The 26,495-nt window shown below is 71.8% G+C and carries 21 protein-coding genes and 1 pseudogene; 14 read left to right on the plus strand and 8 right to left on the minus strand.

Going from position 1 to position 26,495, the window contains the following annotated elements:
• Positions 1–3: 3 nt before the first annotated feature.
• Together glgB and OJ962_RS27455 are read left to right on the plus strand one after the other, a co-directional pair.
• Positions 4–2,184 carry a 1,4-alpha-glucan branching protein GlgB gene (glgB, locus tag OJ962_RS27450; RefSeq protein ID WP_202955163.1) on the plus strand — a complete coding sequence of 727 codons (2,181 nt, stop codon included), beginning with the start codon at positions 4–6 and terminating at the stop codon, positions 2,182–2,184.
• A 189-nt stretch (positions 2,185–2,373) separates the two neighbouring features.
• Positions 2,374–3,324, plus strand: coding sequence for a GGDEF domain-containing protein (locus OJ962_RS27455; RefSeq protein WP_202955164.1), 951 nt, complete (start codon positions 2,374–2,376; stop codon positions 3,322–3,324).
• Here OJ962_RS27455 and OJ962_RS27460 read toward each other — a convergent pair.
• Positions 3,299–4,525, minus strand: a complete 1,227-nt coding sequence (locus tag OJ962_RS27460) for an alkaline phosphatase D family protein (RefSeq protein ID WP_202955165.1) — start codon at positions 4,523–4,525, stop codon at positions 3,299–3,301. The genes OJ962_RS27455 and OJ962_RS27460 overlap by 26 nt on opposite strands.
• 40 nt (positions 4,526–4,565) lie before the next feature.
• On the opposite strand from OJ962_RS27460, the gene OJ962_RS27465 reads away from it, so the two are divergent.
• Genes OJ962_RS27465 through treY form a run of 4 tightly spaced genes read left to right on the plus strand, consistent with a single transcriptional unit; the run spans position 4,566 to position 11,282 of the window.
• Complete coding sequence (locus tag OJ962_RS27465; RefSeq protein ID WP_202955166.1) at positions 4,566–5,495, plus strand: nucleoside hydrolase; 930 nt, start codon at positions 4,566–4,568, stop codon at positions 5,493–5,495.
• Positions 5,492–7,219 (plus strand): malto-oligosyltrehalose trehalohydrolase, encoded by a 1,728-nt coding sequence (gene treZ, locus OJ962_RS27470; protein ID WP_202955167.1) that lies wholly within the window; start codon positions 5,492–5,494, stop codon positions 7,217–7,219. Before OJ962_RS27465 ends, treZ begins: the two co-directional genes overlap by 4 nt.
• Complete coding sequence (gene glgX, locus OJ962_RS27475) at positions 7,219–9,339, plus strand: glycogen debranching protein GlgX (RefSeq protein WP_202955168.1); 2,121 nt, start codon at positions 7,219–7,221, stop codon at positions 9,337–9,339. The genes treZ and glgX overlap by 1 nt, the downstream gene beginning before the upstream one ends.
• Complete coding sequence (gene treY, locus OJ962_RS27480; protein WP_202955169.1) at positions 9,336–11,282, plus strand: malto-oligosyltrehalose synthase; 1,947 nt, start codon at positions 9,336–9,338, stop codon at positions 11,280–11,282. The genes glgX and treY overlap by 4 nt, the downstream gene beginning before the upstream one ends.
• Here treY and OJ962_RS27485 read toward each other — a convergent pair.
• Both OJ962_RS27485 and OJ962_RS27490 read right to left on the minus strand, forming a co-directional pair.
• Complete coding sequence (locus tag OJ962_RS27485; RefSeq protein ID WP_202955170.1) at positions 11,268–13,370, minus strand: FG-GAP-like repeat-containing protein; 2,103 nt, start codon at positions 13,368–13,370, stop codon at positions 11,268–11,270. The genes treY and OJ962_RS27485 overlap by 15 nt on opposite strands.
• A gap of 45 nt (positions 13,371–13,415) precedes the next feature.
• Positions 13,416–14,519 carry a branched-chain amino acid ABC transporter substrate-binding protein gene (locus tag OJ962_RS27490; protein ID WP_202955171.1) on the minus strand — a complete coding sequence of 368 codons (1,104 nt, stop codon included), beginning with the start codon at positions 14,517–14,519 and terminating at the stop codon, positions 13,416–13,418.
• Between the two features lie 42 nt (positions 14,520–14,561).
• Between OJ962_RS27490 and OJ962_RS27495 the strand changes: the two genes are divergently transcribed.
• Positions 14,562–15,023: a hypothetical protein gene (locus tag OJ962_RS27495; RefSeq protein ID WP_202955172.1), complete on the plus strand. Its 462-nt coding sequence runs from the start codon at positions 14,562–14,564 to the stop codon at positions 15,021–15,023.
• A complete protein-coding gene (locus OJ962_RS27500) occupies positions 15,023–16,207 on the plus strand; it encodes a glycosyltransferase family 4 protein (protein WP_202955173.1) in 1,185 nt (394 codons plus the stop codon). The genes OJ962_RS27495 and OJ962_RS27500 overlap by 1 nt, the downstream gene beginning before the upstream one ends.
• Here the strand turns inward: OJ962_RS27500 and OJ962_RS27505 are convergent.
• Entirely contained in the window at positions 16,171–16,605 is a 435-nt protein-coding gene (locus OJ962_RS27505) for an acyltransferase (RefSeq protein ID WP_202955174.1), read from the minus strand. The two genes, OJ962_RS27500 and OJ962_RS27505, sit on opposite strands and share 37 nt — an antisense overlap.
• A 27-nt stretch (positions 16,606–16,632) precedes the next feature.
• Here OJ962_RS27505 and OJ962_RS27510 point away from each other — a divergent pair, with 27 nt between their 5' ends.
• Positions 16,633–16,929, plus strand: coding sequence for an STAS domain-containing protein (locus OJ962_RS27510; protein ID WP_202955175.1), 297 nt, complete (start codon positions 16,633–16,635; stop codon positions 16,927–16,929).
• A 162-nt stretch (positions 16,930–17,091) separates the two neighbouring features.
• Complete coding sequence (locus OJ962_RS27515) at positions 17,092–19,623, plus strand: immune inhibitor A domain-containing protein (protein WP_202955176.1); 2,532 nt, start codon at positions 17,092–17,094, stop codon at positions 19,621–19,623.
• A gap of 45 nt (positions 19,624–19,668) precedes the next feature.
• Here OJ962_RS27515 and OJ962_RS27520 read toward each other — a convergent pair whose 3' ends face one another.
• Positions 19,669–20,538: a thioredoxin domain-containing protein gene (locus tag OJ962_RS27520; RefSeq protein ID WP_202955177.1), complete on the minus strand. Its 870-nt coding sequence runs from the start codon at positions 20,536–20,538 to the stop codon at positions 19,669–19,671.
• A 10-nt stretch (positions 20,539–20,548) separates the two neighbouring features.
• Entirely contained in the window at positions 20,549–21,484 is a 936-nt protein-coding gene (locus OJ962_RS27525; protein WP_202955178.1) for a Dyp-type peroxidase, read from the minus strand.
• Positions 21,485–21,643: 159 nt separating this feature from the next.
• Here OJ962_RS27525 and OJ962_RS27530 point away from each other — a divergent pair, with 159 nt between their 5' ends.
• From OJ962_RS27530 to OJ962_RS27540, 3 genes are read left to right on the plus strand one after another with little or no spacing between them, the layout of a single operon-like run.
• Entirely contained in the window at positions 21,644–23,230 is a 1,587-nt protein-coding gene (locus OJ962_RS27530) for a DEAD/DEAH box helicase (RefSeq protein ID WP_238931606.1), read from the plus strand.
• Complete coding sequence (locus OJ962_RS27535) at positions 23,230–23,616, plus strand: hypothetical protein (RefSeq protein WP_202955180.1); 387 nt, start codon at positions 23,230–23,232, stop codon at positions 23,614–23,616. Before OJ962_RS27530 ends, OJ962_RS27535 begins: the two co-directional genes overlap by 1 nt.
• Entirely contained in the window at positions 23,613–24,263 is a 651-nt protein-coding gene (locus OJ962_RS27540; protein WP_202955181.1) for an HAD family hydrolase, read from the plus strand. Before OJ962_RS27535 ends, OJ962_RS27540 begins: the two co-directional genes overlap by 4 nt.
• Here OJ962_RS27540 and OJ962_RS27545 read toward each other — a convergent pair.
• Entirely contained in the window at positions 24,247–24,978 is a 732-nt protein-coding gene (locus OJ962_RS27545) for an SDR family oxidoreductase (RefSeq protein ID WP_202955182.1), read from the minus strand. The genes OJ962_RS27540 and OJ962_RS27545 overlap by 17 nt on opposite strands.
• A 103-nt stretch (positions 24,979–25,081) precedes the next feature.
• On the opposite strand from OJ962_RS27545, the pseudogene OJ962_RS27555 reads away from it, so the two are divergent.
• Positions 25,082–25,944 (plus strand): annotated as a pseudogene (locus OJ962_RS27555) (helix-turn-helix transcriptional regulator).
• 99 nt (positions 25,945–26,043) lie between these two features.
• Here OJ962_RS27555 and OJ962_RS27560 read toward each other — a convergent pair.
• A partial coding sequence (locus OJ962_RS27560; protein WP_270006744.1) for a hypothetical protein occupies positions 26,044–26,495 on the minus strand: 452 nt, incomplete at its 5' end.

Genomic DNA, 26,495 nt, shown 5'->3' on the forward strand with positions numbered 1-26,495 from the left:
ACCATGAGTGAAGCCGACCAGCTCGTCTCCCGCCAGCACGCGAACCCCCACGGATATCTCGGTGCCCACCCCGACAACGGCTCGGGCGTGGTCATCCGCACCTTCCGCCCGGCCGCGGCCAAGGTCGAGGTGGTCGTTCCGGACGGAACCCACGAGACCCTGGAGTGCGTGCACCCCGGCGGCGTCTTCGAGGGCCACCTGAAGGGCGTGAACCTGCCGCTCGAGTACAAGCTCGAGGTCGACTACGGCGAGTCCGGGACCGTCACGGTCGAGGACCCCTACCGCTTCCTGCCGACGATCGGCGAGCTCGACGTCCACCTGCTGGGCGAGGGCCGCCACCAGGAGTTGTGGGAGCGCCTGGGCGCGCACGTGACCGAGGTCGACGGCGTCACCGGCACCGCGTTCGCGGTCTGGGCGCCCTCCGCGCGCGCCGTGTCCGTGGTGGGCGACTTCAACTACTGGGACGGCCGCATCCACCCGATGCGGTCGCTCGGCTCCTCCGGTATCTGGGAGCTGTTCCTGCCCGGCGTCGGCCCCGGCGCCAAGTACAAGTACGAGATCCTCGCCCAGGACGGCGAGATCCGCCTGAAGGCCGATCCGGTCGCGTTCGAGACCGAGGTCCCGCCCAAGACGGCGTCGGTCGTCCACGATCCCAAACACGAGTGGGCGGATGACGAGTGGCTGAAGGCGCGGCGGGAGTCCAACGCGCAAGAGGGCCCGATGTCGATCTACGAGGTCCATCTGGGCTCGTGGCGGCTGAACCCGCTCGAGGGCAACCGCTCGCTCAACTACCTGGAGTTGGCCGACGAGCTGTCGGCGTACGCGAAGGACATGGGCTTCACCCACATCGAGCTGCTGCCGGTGATGGCGCACCCGTTCAGCGGCTCGTGGGGCTATCAGGTGACGGGCTACTTCGCGCCCACGCCGCGCCACGGCTCGCCCGACGACTTCCGCGAGTTCGTCGACCGCGTGCACCAGAACGGGATCGGCGTGATCCTCGACTGGGTCCCGGCCCACTTCCCGCGCGACGACTTCGCCCTCGCCCGCTTCGACGGCACGGCGCTCTACGAGCACGCCGACCCTCGCCGCGGCGCGCACCCGGACTGGGGCACCCTCGTCTTCAACTACGGCCGCCACGAGGTCCGCAACTTCCTCGTGTCCAACGCGCTGTTCTGGCTCGAGGAGTTCCACGCCGACGGGATCCGGGTGGACGCCGTCGCGTCGATGCTCTACCTCGACTACTCGCGCGAAGAGGGTCAGTGGGTGCCGAACGAGTACGGCGGCAACGAGGACCTCGAGGCCGTCCAGTTCCTGAAGGAGTTCAACGAGGTCGTGCACGCGCGCGAGCCCGGCGTGATCTCCGCCGCCGAGGAGTCCACGGCGTGGCCGGGCGTCTCACGGCCCACGTACCTGGGCGGGCTCGGGTTCGGCTTCAAGTGGAACATGGGCTGGATGCACGACACGCTGTCGTACTTCCAGAACGACCCGATCTACCGCCGCTACCACCACCACGAGCTGACCTTCAGCCTGGTCTACGCGTTCACGGAGAACTTCATCCTGCCGCTCTCGCACGACGAGGTCGTGCACGGCAAGGGCTCGCTGCTGACCAAGATGCCGGGCGACCGCTGGCAGAAGCTCGCGAACCTGCGCTCGCTGTACGCCTACATGTGGGCGCACCCCGGCAAGAAGCTGCTGTTCATGGGCCAGGAGTTCGCGCAGGAGGCCGAGTGGAGCGAGGAGCGCTCGCTGGACTGGCACCTGCTCGAGAACCCCGAGCACAGCGGCATCCAGTCGCTCGTGCGCGACCTCAACAAGGCCTACAAGGCCGAACCGGCGCTGTGGGAGATGGACTTCGACGGCACCGGCTTTTGGTGGACCGAGGCCAACGCGGCCGACGACAACGTGATCGCGTTCGCGCGCCGGACCAAGGACTCCGAGCGGGTGGCCATGTTCGTCGGCAACTTCTCGCCGGTGCCGCGCGAGAACTACCGCATCGGGCTGCCGCGGCCGGGTCGCTGGAAGGAGCTCCTCAACACCGACGCGACGGTCTACGGCGGTTCGGGCGTCGGCAACATGGGCGGCATCGAGGCCAAGGGCGAGGGCTGGCACGGCCAGCCGTTCAGCGCCGACGTCACGCTCCCGCCGCTCGGCGCCATCTGGCTGGTGCCCGAAGACGCGGACTGATGGGGTGATCTGCGCGGTGGTGTCGCTGCCTGCGACACCACGCGGCCCTCCGTGTGGAGAACGCTTTCCGCCAGCAAACGGCCCACGGCCAAGGATTCCGGGTACGACGGGCGGGCGCGGGAGCGCGGGCGCGTCAAGACGGCGGGCACCGGGCCGATGTAACGAGGTGTGGAAGAAGAACGCCGCCTCATGGGTCCGGTCTCCGGGCTGCTCTGGCTCGCCGCGACGGTCGTCGCGGTGGTGTGCCGCTTCGTGCCCGGCGCACCCGACGGTCATGACGCGCTGTTCTGGGGCCTCGCCGGCTTCACGGCGGCCTACTCCGTCGCCTGCATCACGCGGCTGATCCCCTGGCACAGGGTCTCCATCGAAGGCCACGCGATCACGGTCGTGGCCTGCCAGCCGCTCGTCGCGACGGCCCTCTACGTCACGGGTGGCGCCGACGCCTACCTCGGCCCGGTGCTCGTGCTGCCGATGCTCTACGTCGCCTACTTCTTCCCGCTGCGCTACGCGGTCCCGCTCGGCGCCGTCGAGATCCTCACCTACGCCTCCCCGCTGCTGGCCGGTGACCAGGGCCACATGCTCGTGCACCGCACGATCTCGTACGCGGTCGCCTACGTCGGCCTGGTCGCCACGATCCAGTTCCTCAAGCGCCGCCTGGTCGCGGCGGAGCGCCACCAGCACCGGATCGCGCGCGTGGACCCGCTGACCGGGCTCGCGAACCGGCGCGCATTCGACGAGGCGCTGGACGCCGCCTTCGCGGACGACCGTACGTTCACCGCCGCGCTGGTCGACATCGACTACTTCAAGCAGATCAACGACCGCTTCGGCCACACCACGGGCGACCGCGTCCTGCGCGAGCTGGCCGCGCACGCCTCGGCCGCGGTGCGCTCCGGTGATTGCCTGGCCCGCATCGGCGGCGACGAGTTCGCGCTCGTGGCCCCGGGCGCGGGCGCCGAGACCGCCGAGCGGCTCAGCGAGACCCTGCGCGCCGCCGGTCTGCGCGTGGACGCCGGCGACGGCCCGGTCTCACTCACCGTCGTCGCCGCCGTCCATCCCACCGACGGCGAGGACCGCGCCACGCTGTTGCGCGCCCTCGACCGCCGGCTGCACGACATCAAGGACGCGCGCGCTTCACGCTGACGACGCGGCTCGTACCGGACACGTGCAGGCCGTTGTCGCGCGGGTTCACGACGACGCGGTAGTTCATGGTGCGGCTGCGCGAGCGCGTGAACGTGAAGGTGTAGCGGGAGCGGTCGCCGGACAGCGCGGACACGTTCGTCCGCGTCACCGGGATCCAGCGACCGCTCCGCGACTGGCGCTGGAGCGAGGCCCGGCCACTGGGCACCGATGGCCAGATCGTGCCCGTCACCCGGGTACGGCGGGTGGAGACACGGCTCGTCTTCAGCCCCACTTTGACGGCCACGTTGATGGTGGAGACGCCGCTGGTGACCACGTTCGGGGTGCGTGTGGCGACGCGCAGGCGCGTGGTGGCGAACAGCGGCGGGACGGTCAGGGTGAAGGCGCCCGAGCTGCTGGAGTTGGCCGTCGCAACGGGAATCCAGGCGCCCTGGAACGGGAAGTCGAGCTTCTCCACGGCGACCGGTGTCGTGCCGGAGCCGCTCACCGTGCCGGTGATCGTGAGGCCGCTGCCCCAGGTCGGCCGGACGGTCGACGGCGTGATCGCGACGCCGGTCGGCACGCGCGGCGTCGTGAACGTGCGGTTGCTCGTGCGCGCCACGCCGGCGGCGCTCGTGGCCACGGCGCGGAAGTTGTAGCGGGTGTTCGGCCGCAGGCCGCCGATCGCGGCGCTCACCGAGACGGTCGAGGTGCCCGCGCCGATCGCCTGCGGCGGCGTGCGGGTGCCGTAGGACGTCGAGGTCCCGTACTCGAAGTAGACGTTCGTCGCCAGCCCGCGCGGGTTCACGCCCGCGTTGAGCGTGGCCGTGGTGCCGGTCACGGCCGTGGCGGCACGGCTGGACATCGACGGCAGCGAAGGCGCGCTCGCGGTGCGGAAGGTGCGGTCCCCACCGGTCACGGGGGTGCCGCCGGCCTGGTTGGCCACGATCCGGTAGTGGTAGGTGGTGTTCGCCGACAACCCGCTGAGCTGCGCCCGGGCGGGGACGTCGGCGCTGCCGCTGCCGGCGTCCACGTCGGGCGTGGTCAGGCCGTAGGAGGTCGAGGTCCCGTACTCGAAGCGGTAGGTCGTCGCCGCTCCGTTCGGGTTCACGACGCCGGTGAGCGCGGCCGAGCCCGTGGTCACGGACTCCGCCGCGCCGGTGGACGCGGTCGGGGCGGCCTGCGCGGCGAAAAGGGCGCTGACGAGAAGGGCGGCGATCTGCATGGCAGGCGTGTGAACACGCGGCCCGCTTGAATGATGCGCCATGCCGAAGACGCCGGTCATCATCGATTGCGACCCGGGCCACGACGACGCGATGGCCCTGCTGCTCGCGCTCGCGAGCGAAGAGCTGGAGGTCGTGGCGGTCACGACCGTGGCCGGGAACCAGACGCTCGACAAGGTCACGGCGAACGCCATCCGTGTCCTCGACGTCGCCGAGGCCGACCACATCCCGGTCGCCGCGGGTGCCGACCGCCCGCTCGTGCACGACACGGCCCGCGTGGCCGATGAAGTGCACGGCGAGACGGGTCTCGACGGTCCCGACCTCCCGCCGCCGTCACGCGCGCCGGAGCCGCTGCACGCGGTCGAGCTGATGGCGCGCGAGCTGCGCGAGCGTCCGCTGACGATCGTCGCCGTCGGCCCGCTGACGAACGTCGCGCTGCTGATCGCGATGTACCCCGAGCTGGTCGAGAGCATCGAGGACATCGTCGTCATGGGCGGTGCGATCGGGCTCGGCAACGTCACGCCCAGCGCGGAGTTCAATATCTGGTGCGACCCGGAGGCGGCCAAGCGCGTCTTCGAGTCCGACGCCGACGTGACGATGATCGGCCTCGACGTCACGCATCGGGCCATGCTGAGCGCGGCGCGCGCGGAGCAACTGCGCTCCACCGGCCGCGCGGGCGCGGTCGTCGCCGATCTGCACGCGTTCTACCGACGGTTCCATCTCGAGGTCTATGGGCATGACGACACCCCAGTGCACGATGCCCTCGCCGTCGCCCACGTGATCGACCCCCAGATCCTGCGCACCGCGCAGCTCAGCGTCGAGCTCGACGTCACCCAAGGCCCCTGCCGCGGGCGGACCGTCGTCGACCAGCTGCGCCGCACGGACCGCCCCGCCAACGCGCACGTCGCCGTCGACGTCGACGCGGACCGCTTCATCGACCTGTTGACCGGACGGATCGGCTCGCTGGCGTGAGCGCCGACTACCCCTTCCTGCGCCGGCTCGGCGCGTTCCCGGGCCGCCACGGCCGCACGGAGTTCCGCGTCTGGGCGCCGGACCCGACCGAGGTCCTGCTGCGTGCGGCCGGTGCCGATCACGCGCTCGACCTGGTCGGGCACGGCATCTACGAGGCCGTCCTGGACGTCCCCGCCGGTACGGACTACGAGTACGTGATCGACGGCGAGCCGCTGCCGGACCCGTGCTCGCGCTGGCAGCCACAGGGCCTGCGCGGCCCGTCGCGCGTCTTGGACCCGGAGGCGTTCGAGTGGACCGACAACGCGTTCCGCACGCCCGGACTGCACGACGCCGTCATCTACGAGCTGCACGTGGGCACGTTCTCGCCCGAGGGGACGTTCGCGGGCGCGATCCCGTACCTGCAGGGCCTGGCCGAGCTGGGCGTGACCGTGCTCGAGCTGATGCCCGTGGCCGAGTTCCCGGGCGCGCGCGGCTGGAGCTACGACGGCGTCTACTTGAGCGCCGCCCAGTCCTCCTACGGCGGCCCGGAACAGCTGCAGAAGCTGATCGACGCCGCGCACGCCGCGGGCCTGGCCGTGATCCTGGACGTCGTCTACAACCACATCGGCGCCTCCGGCAACAAGGCCGTGCTCGCCTACGGCCCGTACTTCACGCACAAGCACGAGACGCCCTGGGGCGCTTCCCTCAACGTCGACGGCGAGCACTCCGACGCCGTCCGCGAGTGGGTGTGCCAGAGCGCGGAGCAGTGGATCCGCGACTTCCACTTCGACGGCCTGCGCCTGGACGCGATCCACGCCATCGTGGACTCCAGCCCCGAGCACCTCGTGGCCGAGGTCACCCGCCGCGTGCATGCGATCAACCCGGGCGCGCTCGTGATCGCCGAGTCCGGCATGAACGACCCGAAGGTCATGCGCGTCCCGGAGCTCGGCGGCTACGGCTGCGACGCCGCCTGGGCGGACGACTTCCACCACGCGCTGCGCGTCCTGCTCACGGGCGAGACGCAGGGCTGGTATGAGGAGTTCGACTCGATGGAGCTCCTCGCCAAGGCCTTCCGGCGCCCGCACGTCCACGACGGCAACTACTCGACGTTCCGCAAGCGCCGCTTCGGGGCGCCGGCCTTCGATGTGGGCCCGGAGCACTTCGTCGTCTTCTCCGCCGATCACGACCAGGTCGGCAACCGCGCGTTCGGCGACCGCCTGCCCGTGGAGACGCGCCCGCTCGCGGCGTTCTGCACGCTTTTGTCACCCTTCACGCCGATGCTCTTCCAGGGCGAGGAATACGGCGAGCGGGCGCCGTTCCAGTTCTTCACGGACCACATCGACCCGGAGATCGCCGACGCCACGCGCGAGGGGCGCCGGCGCGAGTTCGCCTCCTTCGCCGCGTTCGCCGGCGAGGAGGTGCCCGACCCGCAGGACCCGGAGACCTTCCAGCGTTCCAAGCTGACGCGCGAAGGCGAGCCCGCGGGCCTGCTGGAGCTGCACCGCGAGCTGCTGCGCGTCCGGCGCGAGCTGCCCGCGGGCGATGTCGAAGACGTGACCTTTGACGAGCGGGCCGGCTGGCTCGCCGTCAAGCGCGGTGACTACACGCTGCTGGCGAACTTCGCCCGCGCGACCGTGCATGTGCCCCGAGAGCAGACCGAGGAACTAGTGCTAGCCACCCACGAGCCCACGCTCGAACCAGGATTCGTCGTCCTCCCGCCGTTGTCCGGAGCGCTGGTCCGCTGATGGAGGTCTGGCCCGGAGCGCCCTTCCCGCTCGGTCCCACCTGGGACGGCGAAGGCACCAACTTCTCGATCTTCTCCGAGCACGCCGAGCGCGTCGTCCTGTGTCTGTTCGATTCCAGCGACGCGGAGACGTGCGTGGAGATGACCGAGCGCACGTCGTTCAACTGGCACTGCTACCTGCCGGGCGTGCACCCCGGCCAGCGCTACGGCTACCGCGTGCACGGCCCGTACGACCCGCAGTCCGGCCATCGCTTCAACCCGGCCAAGCTGCTGATGGACCCGTACGCGAAGTCGATCGAGGGCCCGATCCTGTTCGACAAGGGCAACGTGCACCCGTACGACCCGCAGGGCGGCGAGGACGACGACCTCACCCCGGACGACACCGACGACGCGGCCGCGATCCCGAAGTGCGTGGTGATCGACCCGCGCTTCGACTGGCAGGACGACCGCCCGCCGAACACGCCGCTCGCGGACTCGGTGATCTACGAGACCCACGTCAAGGGCTTCACGATGCAGCACCCGGACGTGCGCGAGGACCTGCGCGGCACCTACGCCGGCCTGGCGTCCGACGCCGCCGTGGGTTACCTGAAGGACCTCGGCGTGACCGCGATCGAGCTGCTGCCCGTCCACCACATCGCCGACGAGTCCTTCCTCGCCGACCGTGGCCTGACCAACTACTGGGGCTACTCGACGATCGGCTTCCTCGCGCCGCACTCCACCTACGCCGCCACCGGCAAGGCGGGGCAAGAGGTGCGCGAGTTCAAGGGCATGGTCAAGGCGCTGCACAAGGCGGGCATCGAGGTCATCCTCGACGTGGTCTACAACCACACCGCCGAGGGCAACCACCTCGGGCCGATGCTCTCGTTCCGCGGCGTCGACAACGCCGCCTACTACCGGCTCGTGCCCGACGACCTGCGCCACTACATGGACTACACGGGCACGGGCAACACGCTCAACGTCATGCACCCGAGCGTGCTGCGGCTGATCATGGACTCGCTGCGCTACTGGGTGATCGACTGCCACGTGGACGGCTTCCGCTTCGATCTGGCCAGCGCCCTGGCCCGTGAGCTCTACGACGTGGACCGCCTGAGCGCGTTCTTCGACGTCATCCACCAGGACCCGGTGCTTTCACAGGTGAAGCTGATCGCCGAGCCGTGGGACGTCGGCCCGGGCGGCTACCAGGTCGGTAACTTCCCGGTGCTGTGGTCGGAGTGGAACGGCATCTACCGCGACACGATGCGTGACTTCTGGCGCGGCGAGGCGCACGTCGGCGAGTTCGCGAACCGCCTGACCGGCTCCAGCGACCTCTACCAGGACGACGGCCGCCACCCGTTCGCGTCGATCAACTTCATCACCGCCCACGACGGTTTCACGCTGCGCGACCTGGTCTCCTACAACGAGAAGCACAATGAGGCCAACAAGGAGGACAACCGGGACGGGACCGACGACAACCGGTCCTGGAACCACGGCGTCGAGGGCGACACCGACGATCCCGAGATCAACGCGCTGCGCGAGCGCCAGCAGCGCAACTTCCTGGCCACGCTGATGCTCTCCCAGGGCACGCCGATGATGCTCGGCGGCGACGAGTTCGGGCGCACCCAGGGCGGCAACAACAACGGCTGGTGCCAGGACTCGGAGATCTCCTGGTTCGACTGGACGCTGATCGAGAAGAACGCCGACCTGCTGGCGTTCTCCAAGAAGGTGATCGCGCTGCGGCGCGCACACGCGGTGTTCCGCCGGCGGGAGTTCCTGTTCGGGCGCGAGGTGGAGGGCTCCGGCCTGCCCGACGCGGCCTGGTTCCGCGCCGACGGCGAGCTGATGAAGTCCGAGGACTGGGGCGGCTCCCCGCCGGTGGTCGGCCTGTTCCTCAACGGCGAGGAGATCGCTTCGCCGGACCTGCGCGGGCGCCAGGTGCTCGACGAGTCGTTCCTGCTGCTGTTCAACGGCGGGCACCAGGACACGGTCTTCACGCTGCCGGACGGCCAGTTCGGGGACGCGTGGACGGTCGTGCTGGACACGTCGCGGCCCGAGGTCGAGCCCGGTGACGAGTCGCTGGACGCCGGGGTCGATCTGGACCTGGTCCACCACTCGCTCGTGCTCCTGCGCCGGGAGCAGCCGTGACCGAGCTGCGCGCGACCTACCGACTGCAGCTCGCCGGCGACTTCGGGTTCGCCGCCGCGCGCGAGCTCGTCCCGTACCTGGCGGAGCTCGGCGTCTCGCACGTGTACCTGCCGCCGTCGTTCCAGGCTCGCGAGGGCTCGATGCACGGCTACGACGTCGTCGATCCGGGCTCGATCTCGAACGAGCTGGGCGGCGAGGCCGAGTTCATGGCCCTGGTCGAGGCCGCGCGCGAGCACGGGCTGGGCGTGATCCTCGACATCGTCCCGAACCACATGGCGACGGACGAGAAGAACCGCTACTGGAGCGATCCGGAGCTCAAGACCAAGTTCTTCGACATCGACGAGCAGACGGGCCGGCACCGGCGCTTCTTCGACATCGACCACCTCGCGGCGGTCCGCCAAGAGGACCCGGAGGTGTTCGAGGAGACGCACCGGCTGGCGCTGCAGCTGGTCCGCGACGGCGTTGTCGACGGGCTGCGGATCGACCACCCGGACGGGCTCGCCGACCCCGCCGGGTACCTGGAGCGGCTGCGCGAGGGCGGCGCCGAGCACGTGTGGGTGGAGAAGATCCTCGACCCGGGCGAGCCGCTGCGCGACTGGCCGATCGAGGGGACCGTCGGCTACGAGTTCCTCAACGACGTCGCCGCGCTGTTCGTCGACCCGGCCGGCGAGGCGCCGCTCACGGACCTGTGGGTGGAAGTGAGCGGGGACGACCGCCGCTTCGGTGAGCTCGCGTTCGAGGCCAAGCTCGAGCAGGCGCGGACGGCGTTCGCGCCGGAGGTCGAGCGGCTGCTGCGCGAGGCGCCGGAGCGCGTGGCCGGGCTCGAGCGCGCGCTCGCCTCGCTGCCGGTGTACCGGACCTACGTGGAGCCGTGGTCGGGGAAGGTGACCGACGAGGACCGGCACGCGGTCGCCGAGGCCGGGCTGCCCGCGTCGCTGGCCTCGAAGCTGCTGCTCGAGGTGCCGGGCTGGGAGGCGTTCGTGACGCGCTTCCAGCAGACGACGCCGCCCGTGATGGCCAAGGGCGTCGAGGACACGGCGTTCTACCGCTACGCGCGGCTGCTGGCGCTCAACGACGTCGGCGGCGACCCGTCGCGCTTCAACGTGAGTGTCTCGGACTTCCACCGCGGCAACGCGGAGCGGGCCGCGCGCTTCCCGAACAACCTCCTGGTCACCCAGACGCACGACACCAAGCGCTCCGGCGACGTGCGCGCGCGGATCGGCGCGCTGGCGGGGATGGCGGATGAGTTCGCCTCGCACGTGCAGAACTGGCTGTCGGTCTGCCGCTCTTTGACGTCCGGCGGCGCGCCGACCCCGGTCGAGCAGCTGTTCATCTTCCAGACGCTGCTGGGCGTGTGGCCGATCTCCGAGGAGCGCCTGGAGCAGTACCTCGAGAAGGCGATGCGCGAGGCCAAGCAGCACACGACCTGGGTGGAGGTCGACTCCGAGCACGAGGCGGCGGTCCAGCAGTTCGCCCGCGCGCTGCTCACGCACCGCGACTTCCTGCGCACGTTCCTTCCGTTCCAGGAGCAGGTGGCCGAGGCCGGCGACCGCGCCGCGCTGGGCCAGCTGGCGCTCAAGCTGACCGTTCCGGGCGTGCCCGACATCTACCAGGGCGACGAGCTGCTGTGCCTGTCGCTGGTCGACCCCGACAACCGCCGGCCGGTCGACTGGGACGAGCGCCGCGCGGCGCTGGCGAGCGAGACGCCGCCGGCGAAGCTCGAGCTGATCCGCTCCGCGCTCGCGTTGCGTGCGCGGCGCGCCGAGGCGTTCGCGGGCGCGTACGAGCCGGTCGAGGCGGGCGAGGACGTGGTCGCGTTCACCCGCGGCGGCGAGGTCTTCGTGGCCGCGCGGCTGCGTGGGGAAGGCGAGCTGCCGCGCCCGGACGGCGCGTGGACCGAGGTCTTCAGCCGCGACGGGCTGTTGCTTCTAGAACTCGACTAGCTTCATCGTCACCTTCGGCTCGCGCTGCGAGCGGATCACGATCGTCACGAGGACGGGCTGGGCGGCGCCCGGCTCGGTGATCGTGATCTTGATCGTCGTGCCGACCTTCAGCGCGCGCGTCGCGAACCGGCCGAGCGAGACCGTGCCGCGGGCGTTGCGCTTGGTGAAGGAGCGGGCCGGACAGCCCCGGGCGCAACGCACGGAGATGGTCGAGCCGGCCTGGACGCGCTCCAGCCGCAGCCGCAGCAGCCGCGTGCTCGTCCGGGTCGGGGTCTGCATGTCGTAGGCGAGCCGGGCCTGGCCCGGCTTCGGGTCCGCCGTCCGGCGCGAGGACGGGCGCGGCGTGGGCGTCGGCGTCGGCTGCGGGCCAGCGGTGGCGGCCGGGGTGACCGCCGGCGTCGGGTCGACCGTCGGCTGGGGCTCGACCGTGGGGTTCGGCGTCGCCGTGGGCGGTGGATGCAGGCCGGTCGCGCTGATCGTGGCCTGCTGCGGCGGCCCGTTCCCCGTGACGTGCACAGTTGCCTCGCTGCGCGCGACCGTCGTGGCGCGATAGCGGACGCTGAGCGTGCACGCCGCTCCGGGCGCGATCCGCGCCGGGCACGGTCCGCCGACGAGCGTGAAGTCGCCCGCGGGCTGGAGCTGCACGCTGAGGCCGCGCAGCGCGAACACGCCGGTGTTGGTGATCGTCAGCGGCCGCTGCGCCTCGCTGCCCAGGACGTGCTCACCGAAGCTGAAGGCCTGGACGGCGAACGTCGTCGCCGGATCCACGCGGGTGGTCACCTCCTGCGGCTCCGACGTGACGAGCGGCTCGCCGTCCCAGCCGACCGCCACCGCCTTGATCCGCACGTCGCCGTCCCCGGCCACGGTGAAGGTCGTCGTGCCGCTGCGCGGGGGGAAGACGGTGCTGCGGCGCACGAAGTCGGCGTCCTGCGGACCCTTCACGTGCAGCTCGAGCGAGTGGACCGCCGCCGGGAAGCCCGCCAGCGCGTGCGTGACCGTCACCTGGTCGTCGCGCACCACCGGCGGGGCGAGCGTGACGAGCTGCGTCCGGTTGGGGAGCACGTGGAGCCCGTCTGCGCGGCTGATCAGGGCGTCGGGGCGGACGTCGCCGTCGAGGTCGCCGAAGCCCTGCACCACGCCGTCCAGCAGCGGATGGTTCACGGGCGCACCGAGCTCGCCGCCGAGCACGCCGGGAAGGACGGTGACCGCGTCGGCCGTCTTCGTCCCGACATCCAGGCGGCCGTCGCCGTTGAGATCGGCGATCAGCAGCCGCCCGCCCGTGCCGCCGAGGTCGTGGCTCACCTCCGGCCCGAAGTCGGGGCCGGGGCGGCCGTGCCGCACGAGCAACAACCGGCCGCGGCGCAACACGAGGTCGCCGCGGCCGTCGGCGTCGATGTCGCGGAGCATCGTCTCGTCGCCCGGGGCCACGGGGTACGCCCACGTGCGAGGCGGCCCGAGCCCGCTGGGCGTCCCCGGCAGCAATGACGCCGAGCCCTGCGCGTGGAACGCGATCAGGTCCGTGTGGCCGTCGCCGTCGATGTCGCCCGCGGCCAGCTTCTCCGCGTCCGCGGCGGTGAGGAGCTGCTCCCACGCGTAGCTGCCGTCCGGCTGCGCCTCGCCGACGCGCACCGTGTCCTGCGCGTACAGCAGCTCGGCCCGGCCGTCGCCGTCCGTGTCGGCCACCACGGGCTCGTCCGGCGGCGCGGCGACCAGGGCGGACACGAAGCCGCCGCCGGGCTGCGCGTGCAGCGCGTGCAGCTCGTGGTGAGCCCACACGACCAGGTCGGGACGACCGTCGCCGGTCAGCTCGGCGACCCGGACCGTGTTCGGCGCGGATGTCCCACCGGTGACATACGGGCCGGCGCTGTCGTAGGTGCCGTCGGCCTGGGCGAGGTGCACGGTCACGCCGCTCACGCGCGCGGCCACCAGGTCCTGGCGCCCGTCGCGGTTGAGGTCGACGATCGCCACGGCGCCCGGCTCGATGCCGAGCGGCGGGAGCGCGGGGCCGAAGGCGGGCCGAGCGGCGTGGGCGGGAGCCGCGCCCGCCAGGCCGGCGAGCGCGAGCAGCAGCGAGATCCGTCTCGGCATCGACGCGCGACGCTAATCCATGGCGCGCGCGGGCGTCAAGGCGCGCTACGCGGCCGTGATCGTGGCCTCGTAGCGCAGCGAGTTGCGGCCGACCGAGTAGAGCCCGTACGTGCGCAGGGTCGTGTCGCCGTTGGCGTCGAACCCATAGGTGCCGAGCACGCTCTGGCGGTTCTGGACGGTCGGCAGCCAGCCGAGCAGCCCGGCGCGTGTGCCGCCGCTCGCGTTGAGCCCGTCGAGGATCAGCTTCATCGCCTCGTAGCCGTACACGTAGTACGGGTCGCGGTTCCCGAAAGCGGCGGGCGGGGGCACGGTCGCGACGGTGACGAACGTGCGGCGCTCGACGCTGCGCGGCAGCGGGTCGACGAAGCCGGACTCGGCGACGCCGTCGGAGCCGAACAGCTGCATCCCGCGCAGCGCGCTGGAGCGGAACAGCCGCACGGCGCCGTTGGCGGTGATGCCGGTGTAGGCCATGCAGTCGGCCTTCGCGCGGCGGATCGCCGTCGGGGCGCCGCGGCTGATGCGGCGGTTGGCGACGACAGGCAGGCCGAGCCGCGCCGCGGTGGCGACGACGTCCGCGTTCATGCCCTGGCCATACACCTCGCCGTCGTGCACGAGCCCGAGCGCCTTGCACCCGCGGTCGCGCATGGCGGTGACCAGCGCGGCGGCCTGCACGTGGTCGTTGGGCACGATGCGGAAGTAGGTGCGGACGCCCGTGGGGTAGTACTTGCCCGGCTCGCCGCGCTCGATCGGCGTCGTCAGGCCGTTGTAGGTGTTCGACGGGCTCACCTGCGGGATGCCGGCCCGGTTGAGGATCGGGATCGAGAGCTTGCTCCCGCCGGAGTTGAACTCGCCGATGTAGGCGACGGTGGACGCGTCGCGGGCGGCGCGCCGGGCGTTCGCGCGCGTGCGGCCGACGGTCCACGAGCCGGCGCGGGCCGTCGCGTTGTTGAGCGTCGTGAGCCGCACCGGCTTGCCCGCGGCGGTCCCGCCGGCCTCGCGCAGCGCCCGGCGGGCGCCGTCGTTGACCGCCGTGGTCTGCACACGCGAGGCACCGCTCAAGGGCAGGCTCGAGTACACCGTCAGCTCCTGCGCCGACGCTGCGGAGGGGAACGCGCCAACGATGAAGAACGCCGCAATGATCCGCTTCATGGTGCGCACGCTCGTACCCGCGCGCTCGTACAATGGAACGCGATGGACCGCAGTGCCGCGGAACGCCTGGTCAAAAAGGATCTCGACGCCGCGACCGGGCTGGGAAAGCCGATCTCGAGCCGTGCCCGGCTGTCGCAACGCTCGGTCGAGTCCTACCTGAAGGCGGGCGTCAAGCCCCGCTGGATGGAGCGGATCGCCGAAATCGACAATGCGATCGCCCACCAGAGGCGGCGCTTCGCGCGCGCCCACAAGCACCTGCGCGAGGAGTCCGAAGGCGACGAGGCCGCGTTCGCGCAGCGCTGGACGGAGTTCGCACAGCGCGCCCGCTTCGACGAGCTCAACGAGCTCATCCAGCAGCACAACGACTGGTACCCGATCGAGCGCGACCTGCCGATGGACCTGCGGACCCGCGACTACGTGCTCGTCGGCGGCCGCAACTACCGGCGAGAGCCGCTCTCGGCCGAGTGGGTCCTCCAGCAGTTCCCGGCTAGTCTCCACGACTAGTGCGGATTCTCACCCTCTCCTGGGAATACCCACCCATCGTGGAGGGCGGCCTCGCGCGCCACGTGCGCAAGTTGTCCGAGCAGCTGGTGCGCGACGGGCACGAGGTGCACGTCGTCACGCGCGGCGGGGGTCGGCTGGCCGAGCATGAGGAACGTCACGGGGTGCACGTGCACCGCGTGCGCGAGCCCGAGTTCCCCAAGGACGACTTGGACGCGTTCATCGCCTGGGTCGACCGCATGAACGAGGACATGCTGGCCGCGGGCGCCGAGCTCGGCAGCGGGTCCGATCTCGTCCACTCGCACGACTGGCTGGTCGCCGCCGCGGCCCGGCAGCTCGCGCGCAGGCGCCGCATCCCGTGGCTGGTCACCATCCACGCCACCGAGTACGGCCGCCACCAGGGCTGGGTGAACAAGCACCCGCAGTCCTACATCCACGGCGTCGAGAAGCGCATGGCGCGGGGTGCCGACCGCCTGATCACCTGCTCGGCGTTCATGCGCGCGCAGGTGGCGGAGATCTACGGCGTGCCGCGCACCAAGGTCACCGCGATCCCGAACGGCATCGACCCGACCGACCTGCAACCGGTCTCCGACCTTCCGCGCCTGCGCGCGATGTTCGCCGCGCCGGACGAGAAGCTCGTGATCCTCGTCGGCCGGCTCGTCCACGAGAAGGGCTTCCACCTCGCGCTGGACGCGCTCCCGGGCCTGATCCGGCGGGTCGGCAAGGTCCGCTTCCTGATCGCCGGCTCCGGCACGGCGGAGGCCGAGCTCAAGGAGCAGGCCGAGCGGCTCGGGCTGATGGAGCACGGCACGTTCATCGGCTGGACGGGCGACGATGTGCTGCACTCGCTCTACCGGATCGCGGACCTGTGCCTGGTGCCGTCGATCTACGAGCCGTTCGGGCTGGTCGCGCTGGAGGCGATGGCGAGCGGCTGCCCGACGATCGTCGCCGACACGGGCGGGCTGCGCGAGGTCGTCCCGCGCGGACGGCGTGCCGGGCTACGCTTCCGCGCCTCGTCCGTGCGCTCGCTGGAGCGCATGGCCCAGCAGCTGCTCACCGACGACGAGCTGCGCGACCGGCTCGTCGCGGAGGCGAGCGAGCACGTGCTGCGCTTCGACTGGGCCGACGTCGCGCGCCAGACGGCTGCGGTCTACGAGCGGCTCGTCGCGTCGCGCACGACGGCGTAGGGCTCCACCGTCGCCCCCGCGGGGATGTCCGCCCCCGCGCAGAGCACGGCGTGCATGCCGATCCTCGCGCGCGCGCCCACGCGCACGAGCGCCTTGAACTGCGGCTGGGCGTTGACCGGCCGCTCGACGTCGGCGAACGTCGGCGCCGAGCCCTCGATCGCCGCCCAGTCGCCGATCAGCGCTCCCTCGCCGATCTCCACGCCCGCGTGGGAGACGACCACGGCGCGCTCGCCCACGCGCGCGCCCGCGCCGACCTTGACCGTCCCGGCGTGCGCCGAGATCCGCGCTTCGGGTCCGATCTCGACGCCCGGCCCGAGGACCACGCGCGCGCCGCGCGCGACCTCGATCCGCGCCGTGCGATGGATGCGGGCTCCGGGACCTACGGAGACCCTTCGCACCGCGCTACCTTGTCCGGCATCGAAGGCTTGAGGACTGCAGAGAAGCACGTCGGCGAGACCACGCTCGTAGAAGTGCACGGCGAGCTGGACTGCTCCACGGTCCCCTCGCTGGAGGGCCGGATGGACGCCGTCCTGCACGACGGCCACGGTCCCGTCGTGCTGGATCTGCGCGAGCTGCGCTTCATGGACGTCTCCGGGCTGCGCCTCGCCGTGCGGCTCGAGGCGCGCGCGCAGCTGCACGGCGTGCCGTTCTCGATGCTCGAGGGGCACGGGCCGGTCGCCCGCGTCTTCGAGCTCACCGGGATGCGGCGCTTCGTCGGCTGAACCGGCACCTGCCTGACCTTACCGGCGTGGATTTGCATCCACGCCCATTGACTTCTCAAGCGCCCTTAAAGAGCATGCGAGGCCGCCAGTGTTCCGCGGTCACGGGTATGGGGTGAGGGTTCCGGAGGGACGGTGCCGCGGCCGTCCTGAGTGGAGGGGCAGTTGATCAAGAAAGCAATGCTCGCCGCGGCGGTGGCCGCGGCGACGGTGGTTGCGGCTTCGCCCGCGACCGCGGCGCCGCCTGCGCCGCTGGACCCGCAGAAGTGGTCCTTTCAGGACAACCTGACGTGGGCCGACTACAAGCCGCTCCCGGGCCCGAACTACGCGGACCCGAGCATCCAGCCGACGGTCAAGAAGTGGCGCGTCGCGCTGCTCATGTTCGACTATCCCGACAAGTCGTTCACGATCTCCGAGCCGGCGGGCTCCACCATCTATGGCACGCCTTCCGCGCTCGCGCACAGCATCCCGCGCGCCGAGGTGCCGAAGTTCTACGGCGACTTCTTCAACACGCCTTCGGCGCTGAACAACTTCCAGACCATCAACCGGTACTGGATGGAGAACTCCTACGGCAAGTACGGCGTCGAGCTCGTGCCGTTCGGCCCGTTCAAGCTGCCCAAGAAGTCCTACCAGTACCACCTCGGCAGCGGCTTCCAGCAGCCCGCCGACTGCCCGAACCCGACCAACGACCCGGCCGAGCGCTGCTACTCGTCGTTCCTGCCCGGGCAGACGCAGGGCCGTGCCGAGTTCGACTACTTCACGGCGGCGCGCACGGCGTGGGAGCAGAACGTCCCGGCGGCCACGCGCGCGACGTTCGACAACGCCTACTTCGTCTCGGCCGGCCAGGACGAGAGCGCGACGTGGCAGGAGTTCGGCGAGATGCGCTTCACCGGCCCCGAGGCCGTGACCGACCCGTTCGGGCCCAAGCACATCGATCCGCTGCACGCGCGCGGCAACTGGGCCTCGACGCGCTACATCCCGTGGACCTCGTGGGCGGCCGCCTCCAACATCTGGCCCTCCGCGAACCAGAACGTCTCCACCGAGGCCGAGTCCTCGGGTATGGCGGTGTTCGCGCACGAGCTCTCGCACAACCTGGGCCTGCCGGACAACTACAACAACCCGTTCCAGGCGGTCCCGCAGCGCACCGCGGGCGGCATGTGGGACATGATGAGCCGCGGCTCGTTCAACGGTCCGGGCGGTCAGCACACCCGCTGGATGATCCCGCCGACGCAGGGCGCCGCGCTCGGCGCGCAGCACGGCATCCGCAACAAGCAGAAGCTCAACTTCGTCGCGCCCGACGACGTGCTGACGCTTAACCGCGGCGGCCTGGCCCAAACCGGCACGATGGTGGCCGAGGTCAAGGCGCGTGAGGTCGCGCCGGGCGACGACCTCGCGGGCGTGCGCGTCGTGCTCAACGACGGCGGCGACAAGAACCCGGTGTGCCGCTACCAGGAGAACCCGATGTGCGAGGGGCCCTGGTACACGATCCAGAACGGCCAGGAGCGGATCACCCCGGGCTTCGACGACTACACCGTCGAGGTCGTCCAGCAGATCGGCTCGGACTCCTTCACGGGCGGCTCCGGCGTGCTGATCGGCAAGAACAAGACGCAGAGCTCGTCCTGCGGCTCGCCGAACTTCAACTGCCAGACCTGGTACATCGACGCCAACCCGCAGGACATCAACCAGGTCGACTACGTCAAGGCCGACGGGACCGTGGTCAAGGCCACGCTCGGCGACGAGCGCCAGACCAACGACGGCACCTTCCACGCGGGCGTGAACTCCGGCTCCGAGTACGAGTTCAAGGCCTCCAACAACCAGCTGCACTTCTACATCCTCGACAAGCGCGTGGATGCGGAGGGCGTCAACCGCTACAAGATCGGGATCCGCTCGCTGGCCGGGACCGGCCCGCAGACGCGCGGCGTGTCGCTCTCGCCGGCGACCAAGGGCACGGCCGAGGGCCTGCCGACCTGCACGTTCTCGCTCAAGAACACGGGCACCGCGGCCGATCTGCCGGCCGGCGTGCACCCGACGGCGGAAGTCGCCAAGTACTTCAACAGCGATATCTACCGCCTGACCGCGACCTCGAACACCACCGGCTGGACCGCGCACCTCAAGAACGCGCTGGCCACGGCCGAGTTCGGCCAGTCGGTCGACGTCCCGGTCTACATCGACAAGGTCGCGGGCGCCCCGGCCAACGGCTCGGTCACCCTCACGGCCACGTCGGAGAGCGACCCGTCGAAGACCATGTCGACGACCTGCGCGTTCGGTGCGGGCGACACCGTGGGCGGCACCGTCCCGGCGACGCTGGCGCTGAACCTCGGCACGGCGGACTTCGAGCCGTTCACGCCGGGCATGCAGAAGGACTACTACGCCTCGACGGACGCCAAGGTCACGTCGACCGCCGGCGACGCGACGCTGAGCGTCGCCGACCCGAGCACGACCGCCGCCGGCCACCTGGTCAACGGCGCGTTCGTGATGCCGGAGAAGCTGCAGGTCAACGCCGTTCGCGGCGCGACCTCGAGCGACGTGTACGCGCCGCTCGGCAGCGCAGCGACGTCCCTGCTGAGCTGGGACAACCCGGTCTCCAACGACGAGGTGACGGTCGGCTTCAAGCAGCCGGTCAAGGCCAACGACGCGCTGCGTACGGGCACGTACGCCAAGACGTTGACCTTCACGCTCTCGACGACCAACCCGTAGACGGGTGAGGGTGGGCCCCGGCGTGCGCGCCGGGGCCCGCTCGTGCTAGGCGGCGATCCAGAGCGCGTCGTGGCCGAATGCCACGCGCGAGGCCAGGCCGTCGCCGGCGGCGGTGATCAGCGCGTCCTCGACCTCGTCCGGCTTGGGCGGGAACTTGTCCTCGGCGCACACCATGGCCACCTCGGCGGTGGTCAGGCCGTCCGGGAACGCCTTCAGGACCTCGACGACGTCGGTCGCGGGGGCGCGACGGGTGAGGCTCGTGTCCAGGTTCGCCACCAGGACGTCGTAGGCCTCGAACGACTGGTAGCCGCCCGCCTCGAGCGTCGTGGAGCCGTTGGAGAGCTTCAGGCTCGGCGCGGTGTAGCGAACGCGGCCGTCGGTGTTGGCGTGCTTGTCCTGGAACTCGGTGGGCGAGCCGGCGGCGGTGCGCGCCTCGTCCTTGTCCTGTTCGAAGAGGGTCTCGGTCTCCGGGGCCTGCGCGGCGGCGATGATCGCGTCGGGGTCGATCCCGGGCACCCAGTCGATCGCGGCCCGCAGCGCGCCGTAGTCCTCCAGGAAGAGGTTGGAGGTGAACTGCGCGAGCTGCAGCGCGCGGAACACGGCGTACTCACGGTCCGGGTTCAGCCGGCGCGTGGCGACGACGACGCGGCACATCGGCCACGTCCCGTGCACGCGCTCGCGCGGCTCGGTGGAGAACGGCATCCCGCGCCAGCGGAAGTTCCGGAACCCGCGCGCCTGGCCGGGCCCCGTGTAGCCGCGCTCCTCATAGACGGAGCCGGCCTCAGTGAGGCCGATCATGACGTGGCGCCATTCGAGCTGGTCGCCGTAGCGCCACTTCAGCGCGGCGAGGGCGGGAGAGGCCGACCAGGCCCACGGGCAGCCGGGGTCGGAGAAATGGGTGACTTGGAGCGACACCTACGAAAGGTTAGTCGAGGAGTGGTTGCGCGATGAATGAGTTGCGCTGCGCGCCCGGCGGGATGGCGAAGATGGCGCTGCCGCGGTGCTGCGTGTGGGCGTGCAGCGCGTCGTGCTCGGCGAGCCGCTGCATGAGCGGCGTGAACTGGCGCCGCGGGTCAGCCATGAACGCGAGGAACAGCAGACCCTCGGGCGTGTCGTAGCCGCGCCGCAGGATCGCGACGTGGGCGGTGCGCGGCGCGGCGACGCGGATGTGGGCGTCGGGCGGAAGCTGGTCGAGGATCGGCGCGTCGAAGAGGCGCGTGCCGGTGAGCGGCGCCCCCGTGCGCTTGTCGCGGCCGATGATCTGCTCCTGCTCGCCGTCTTTGAGCGTGTGCCAAGTCGGCTGGACGTGGATGTCGCGGACGACCAGATACGTGCCGCCGACCATGCCGGTGTGGTCGTTGCCCGTCACCCACACGTGCCGGTCGAAGTCCCGCGGGCGCTTAAGGTTGAGCGTGCCGTCGTGGAATCCGAGCGCGCCTCTTCCGCGGCGGGCGCCGCGCCGCTGCCAGCGTGGCCTGAGGCCTTCGAGCGGCTCGGGCGGGTCGTCGGCCTGGATCAGGACGGCGAGGTCGCCGCCGCAGCGACGCGGGTCGAGGGCGTCGCCGTGGAAGTGGGGAAGCGGCTTCAGGCGCGGGCTCGGCAACACGGCCGGGCCGAGGCCGAGCGTCACCGTCTGGCCCTGGGCGTGCCGGGTCTCGGCCTCCTTCGTCCAGTGCTCGAGGACCTCCCGCGGGTCGGCGCCGTCCAGGTCGTACGCGGTGAGGAGCGCGTGCGTCAGGTGCGGCGTGACGATGCCTGGCTGGTGGGGGCCGTAGACGCTCGGCGGAGCGTCGTCCGGGCGGTACGTCCAGCCCGGGCCTCGTTGCGCGATCGGCACGCCCTTGCCCCAACGTCGCTGCACGGTTCCATGGTGGCGCGCAACTCCCGCTCGTAGCGAAAATCCGCGCGATCGCCGTCCGACGCGGCCCCTATCGTGGCGCCTCCCGTGACGTACGAGATCGACGCTCCCCCTCGCCCTGTGGCGAGCCGCTCCCTGCCGTCCTGGCCCACCACCCGACCGTTGCGCAAGTGGCAGCAGGCCGCGGCCGCGCAGGTATTCGAAAGCTCCAACGAAGCGTTCCTGGCGTCCGCGACGCCCGCCGCCGGGAAGACGACGTTCGGCCTGCACGTCGCGCACCGGATGCTGTCGGAGGGGCGCGTCTCGCGTGTGGCGGTGGTCGCGCCGACCACGCACATCTGCCGCCAGTGGGCGCTGGACGCGGCGCGCTACGGGATCAAGCTCGAGCCCAACCGGCCCAACAGCGCGGGGCCGGAGCCGCGGGACCGGCACGGGATCAGCGTCACCTACGCGACCGTCGCGGCGGGGAGCGAGGTCCACCGGCGGCGCTGCGCGGAGCGGCCGACGCTGCTGATCGCGGACGAGCCGCACCACATGGGCGAGGACGCCTCGTGGGGGCAGTCCACGGTGAACGCGTTCCGGGACGCGCGCTTCCGGCTGCTGCTCTCGGGCACGCCGTTCCGCTCGGACAACTCGCCGATCCCCTGGGTCACGTACGACGACGAGGGCGTCTCCTCCGCCGACTACGACTACGGGTACACGCAGGCGCTGATCGACAACGTCTGCCGCCCAGTCACGTTCCACACCTACGGCGGCGAGATGGAGTGGGTCAGCGACGGGAAGGTCCGGCGGGCCGGGTTCGACGTCGTGCTGCCCGCGCCGGAGGCCGCGCGCCGGCTGCGCACGGCGCTGGACGCCGACGGCGACTGGATCACGCACGTGCTGCGCGACGCGAACGACGAGCTGCTGAAGATCCGTGCGGGCGACCATCCGAACGCGGGCGGGCTCGTGGTCGCGATGGACAAGGAGCACGCGGACAAGCTCGCAGGCCGGCTGGCGCGGATCACGGGCGAGCGGCCGGACGTCGTGCACTCGGACGCGGCGGACGCGTCACAGCGGATCGCGCGCTTCTCCGCGGGCAGCGAACCGTGGCTCGTGAGCGTGCTGATGGTCTCCGAGGGCGTGGACGTCCCGCGCCTGCGCGTCGGCGTCTACGCGACCAACTCGCGTACCGAGCTGTTCTTCCGCCAGGTGATCGGGCGCTTCATCCGCCGCACGCCCGAGCCCAAGGACCAGATGGCGCACGTGTTCCTGCCGTCGGACCCGCGCCTGAAGCGGCTCGCGATCGCGATCGAGGAGGAGCGCAACCACGCGCTGGTCTTCGAGTCCAAGAGCGGCGAGGAGGTCGAGCGCGGCGAGCGGTCCGAGACCAAGGAGCCGTTCAAGGCGCTGTGGTCGAGCGCCCGGCGCGACGACGAGGTGCTGCAGACCACGAAGCCCGGCGAGGCGCTGCAGCTGTTCGCCGACCCCGAGCCGGAGATCTCACCTGCGCTGGCCGCCTTCACGCGTACGCCGATGGTGGCCGCCGCGCCGCCGGAGCCGGAGACCTCGTTCGAGCGTCGCGAGCGGCTGCGCGCGGAACGCCACAACCTGGTGGCGCTGATCGCGCGGCGCGACAATGAGCCTCACAGCAAGGTCAACGCGTGGGTGAACCGCGAGGTCGGGGTCAAGTCGGTGGACAAGGCGACGGACGAGCAGCTCGAGAGGGCCAACAAGCTGCTGGAGCGCGAGCTCAACCGCAAGAAGTGATGCAAGCGCTCCCGGACTGGCCGGAGAAGACGGTCACGGTGCTGTCGACCGGGTCGGGAGCGCCGCACGCCATCCCGGTCTCGACGGCCGTCCGGCGCGGCCCGCGCGAGCTGGCGTTCGCGCTCGCCCTACGGCGGGAGTCGCTGGCGCGGCTGCGCGAGGACGCGCGCTGTGCCGTGACCATTCTCGCCCAGGGCCTCTCGATCACCGTGCACGGCCGCGCGACCGTGGAGCGCGAGCTCGAACGCATCGCCGTGGTCCGCGTGGACGTGGAGTCCATCCAGGACCACGCGAGCCCGCGGTTCGAGATCGACGCGGGCGTCGCCTGGCACTGGACGTCGGAGGAGGCCGCTCAGGGCGACGAGGAGACGCGCAACGCGCTGTGATCCGGGCCGCCGTGTTCGACTTCGGCGAGACGCTGCTCAGCGAGGAGCGCGCGTGGGGCGTGTGGGCCGAGTGGGTCGGCGTCACCAAGCAGGAGCTGTTCGCGGCGATCGGGGCGACGATCGAGCTACGGGCGCCGCACGTGCACGCGCTGGAGCTGTGCAAGCCGGGGTTCGACCTCGGCCAGGCGTTGGCGGAGCGCGAGGCGCTCGGCATCCCGCGCCACGAGGAGCTCTACGACGTCTACCCGGACGCCGAGGCGGCGCTGGACCGGCTGCGCGCGGCCGGCCTGCGCGTGGGGGTCGCGGGCAACCAGCCGTCGGGCGCGGAAGCCGCGCTGGGCGCGATCGTGATCGGCCCGCGCGACTTCATCGCCACCTCGACCGACTGGGGCGTGTCCAAGCCGTCGCCGGCGTTCTTCGAGCGGCTCGCCTACGAGCTGGGGTTCCCGGCGGAGGAGATCGCGTACATCGGCGACCGCGTGGACAACGACGTCGTGCCCGCCGCGGCGGCCGGCATGTTCGCCGTGCACCTGCGCCGCGGGCCGTGGGGGATCGTCCAGGCGGCGTGGCCCGAGGCGGCGAGGGCGCGCGCTTCGGCCGCGAACCTCGGCGAGGCCGTGGACGCGATTCTCAGCCCTGGGCGGTAGGCACGACGACCAGCTCGGCGAGGTTGACGTGCGCGGGCGCGGCCGCCGCGTAGAGGATCGCCTCGGCGATGTCGCCCGCTTCGAGCGTCTTCATCTCGCGCAGCCGCTCGAGCTCGGCGATGCCGGCCGGGTGGCTCATGTCGGCGCCGAGCTCGGTCGTCACGATGCCCGGCTCGACCGTCTTCACGCGCACGCCCCGCGGGCCGTACTCGGCGCGCAGGTTGCGGGTGAGCTGGGCGACGGCGGCCTTGGTCGCGCCGTACACGGCCCAGTTCGGGAACAAGAGGTGGCTGGCCACCGAGCCGACGTGGATCAGGTCCGCCCGCCCACCTTCCGCGGCGGCGGCGAGCAGGTCGTCGGCGAACACCCGGCCGGTCCGTACCAAACCGCGGAAGTTGAGGTCGATCATCCGCTCGAACTCGTCCTCCTCGGCCTCCTCGAACGGCGCGCCGAGCATCACGCCCGCGTTGGCGACGACGAGGTCCACGCGGCCGAGCTGCTCGTGGACCGTGTCCGCGACGCGCTGCGCCGCCTGCGGGTCCGACAGGTCGGCGGTGACGGCGAGCGCGCCGTCGAGCTGCTCGAGCCGGTCCGCGCGGCGTGCGACGGCGGCGACCTTCGCGCCCGCCTGGACGAAGCGCTGCGCGGTGGCGGCGCCGATCCCGCTGCTGGCTCCGGTGACGACGGCGATGCGGCCTTCAAGTGACTTGGTCATGGCGATCAAGGTGCTGCCGCGCCCGCCGCTTAGCCAGAGCCCCGGCGACCCTGGTAGTGCCAGGGCCACCCTCGCCGGCGTGGAGCGCGCTAGGTTCGAAGCCGTGTCGGAGAACCGCATCGGCGACTTCCTGCGAGCGAGGCGCGAGCTGGTCCGGCCCGAGGACGTCGGGCTCGAGCCCGGCGCCCGCCGCCGCGTTCCCGGCCTGCGCCGCGAGGAGCTGGCGCTGCTGGCCGGCGTGAGCGCGGACTCTACGTGCGGCTCGAGCAGGGCCGCGACCGCCACCCGTCCGAGCAGGTGCTCGAGGCCCTGGCCCGCGCCCTCCAGCTCGACGACGACGCCACTGCGCACCTCCACGACCTCGCCCGCCGCGACGGTCCCCGCCGCCGCGCGCGACCCCGCGTGGAGCGCGTCCGGCCGGGCCTGCTGCGGATGATGGACGCCTGGCCGAACTCGCCCGCGTTCGTCATCGGCCGCCGCATGGACGTGCTGGCCGCCAACCGGCTCGCCGGCGCGTTGAACCCGGTGTGCGCCGCTGGCGGCAACATGGTCCGCACGCTCTTCCTGGACCCGGAGAGCCGCGAGCTGTACCCGCACTTCGACAAGGTCGCGGACGAGACCGTCGCCTCGCTGCGCGCCTCCGCCGGCGCCGACACCGACGACCCCGCCCTGTTCGAGCTCGTCGGCGAGCTCTCCTTGAAGAGCGCCCACTTCCGGCGCCTGTGGGCCCGCCACGAGGTGCGTGCCAAGACCAGCGGCGAGAAGGTCATGCGCCACCCGCTCGTGGGCGAGCTGACGGTGACCTACGAGACCCTGACGGTCAACGGCGCCGCCGGCCAGCAGCTCGTCGTCTACCACGCCGAGCCGGGCAGCGCCAGCGAACGCGCGTTGCGGTTGCTCGCGACGATGACCGCCGAGGCGCCGCGAACACCCGCGCCGAGGGTGCGCCGCGCGGCGGAGCGGTGACGAACCTCGCCCGTGGAGCGAGGTGCGTCGCGCGCGCTCGGGTCGCGAGCGGCGCCCGCCGCCGACACGGCGGGCGCCTGACCTCACGGACCGAGTTGATTAGCCGACCGGCGCGGCGGCGGGAGCCTCGGCGGCGGGGGCCGGCGTCTCCGCGGCCGGCTCGGGCTCGGGGGCGGTCTCAACCGGGGCTTCGGCGGCCGGCTCGGGCGTGGGCGCGGTCTCGGCGGGGGACTCGGCGGCCGGGGCTTCATCGGCCGGCTCGGGGGCCGGGGCGGTCTCGACCGGAGCCTCGGCGGCCGGGGCCTCGGCGGCCGGGTCGGGCGTGGACGCGGTCTCGGCGGGGGCTTCGGCGGCCGGCTCGGGCGTCGGCGCTGTCTCGACCGGGGCTTCGGCGGCCGGCTCGGGCGCGGGCGCCGTCTCGACCGGAGCCTCGGCGGTCGGGGCTGCGGCGGCCGGCTCGGGCGTGGGCGCGGTCTCGACCGGGGCTTCGGCGGCCGGCTCGGGCGTGGGCGCGGTCTCGACCGGGGCTTCGGCGGCCGGCTCGGGCGTGG

Origin of the sequence: Solirubrobacter deserti, from assembly GCF_027587175.1 — a bacterium.
Classification (GTDB): Bacteria; Actinomycetota; Thermoleophilia; order Solirubrobacterales; family Solirubrobacteraceae; genus Solirubrobacter; species Solirubrobacter deserti.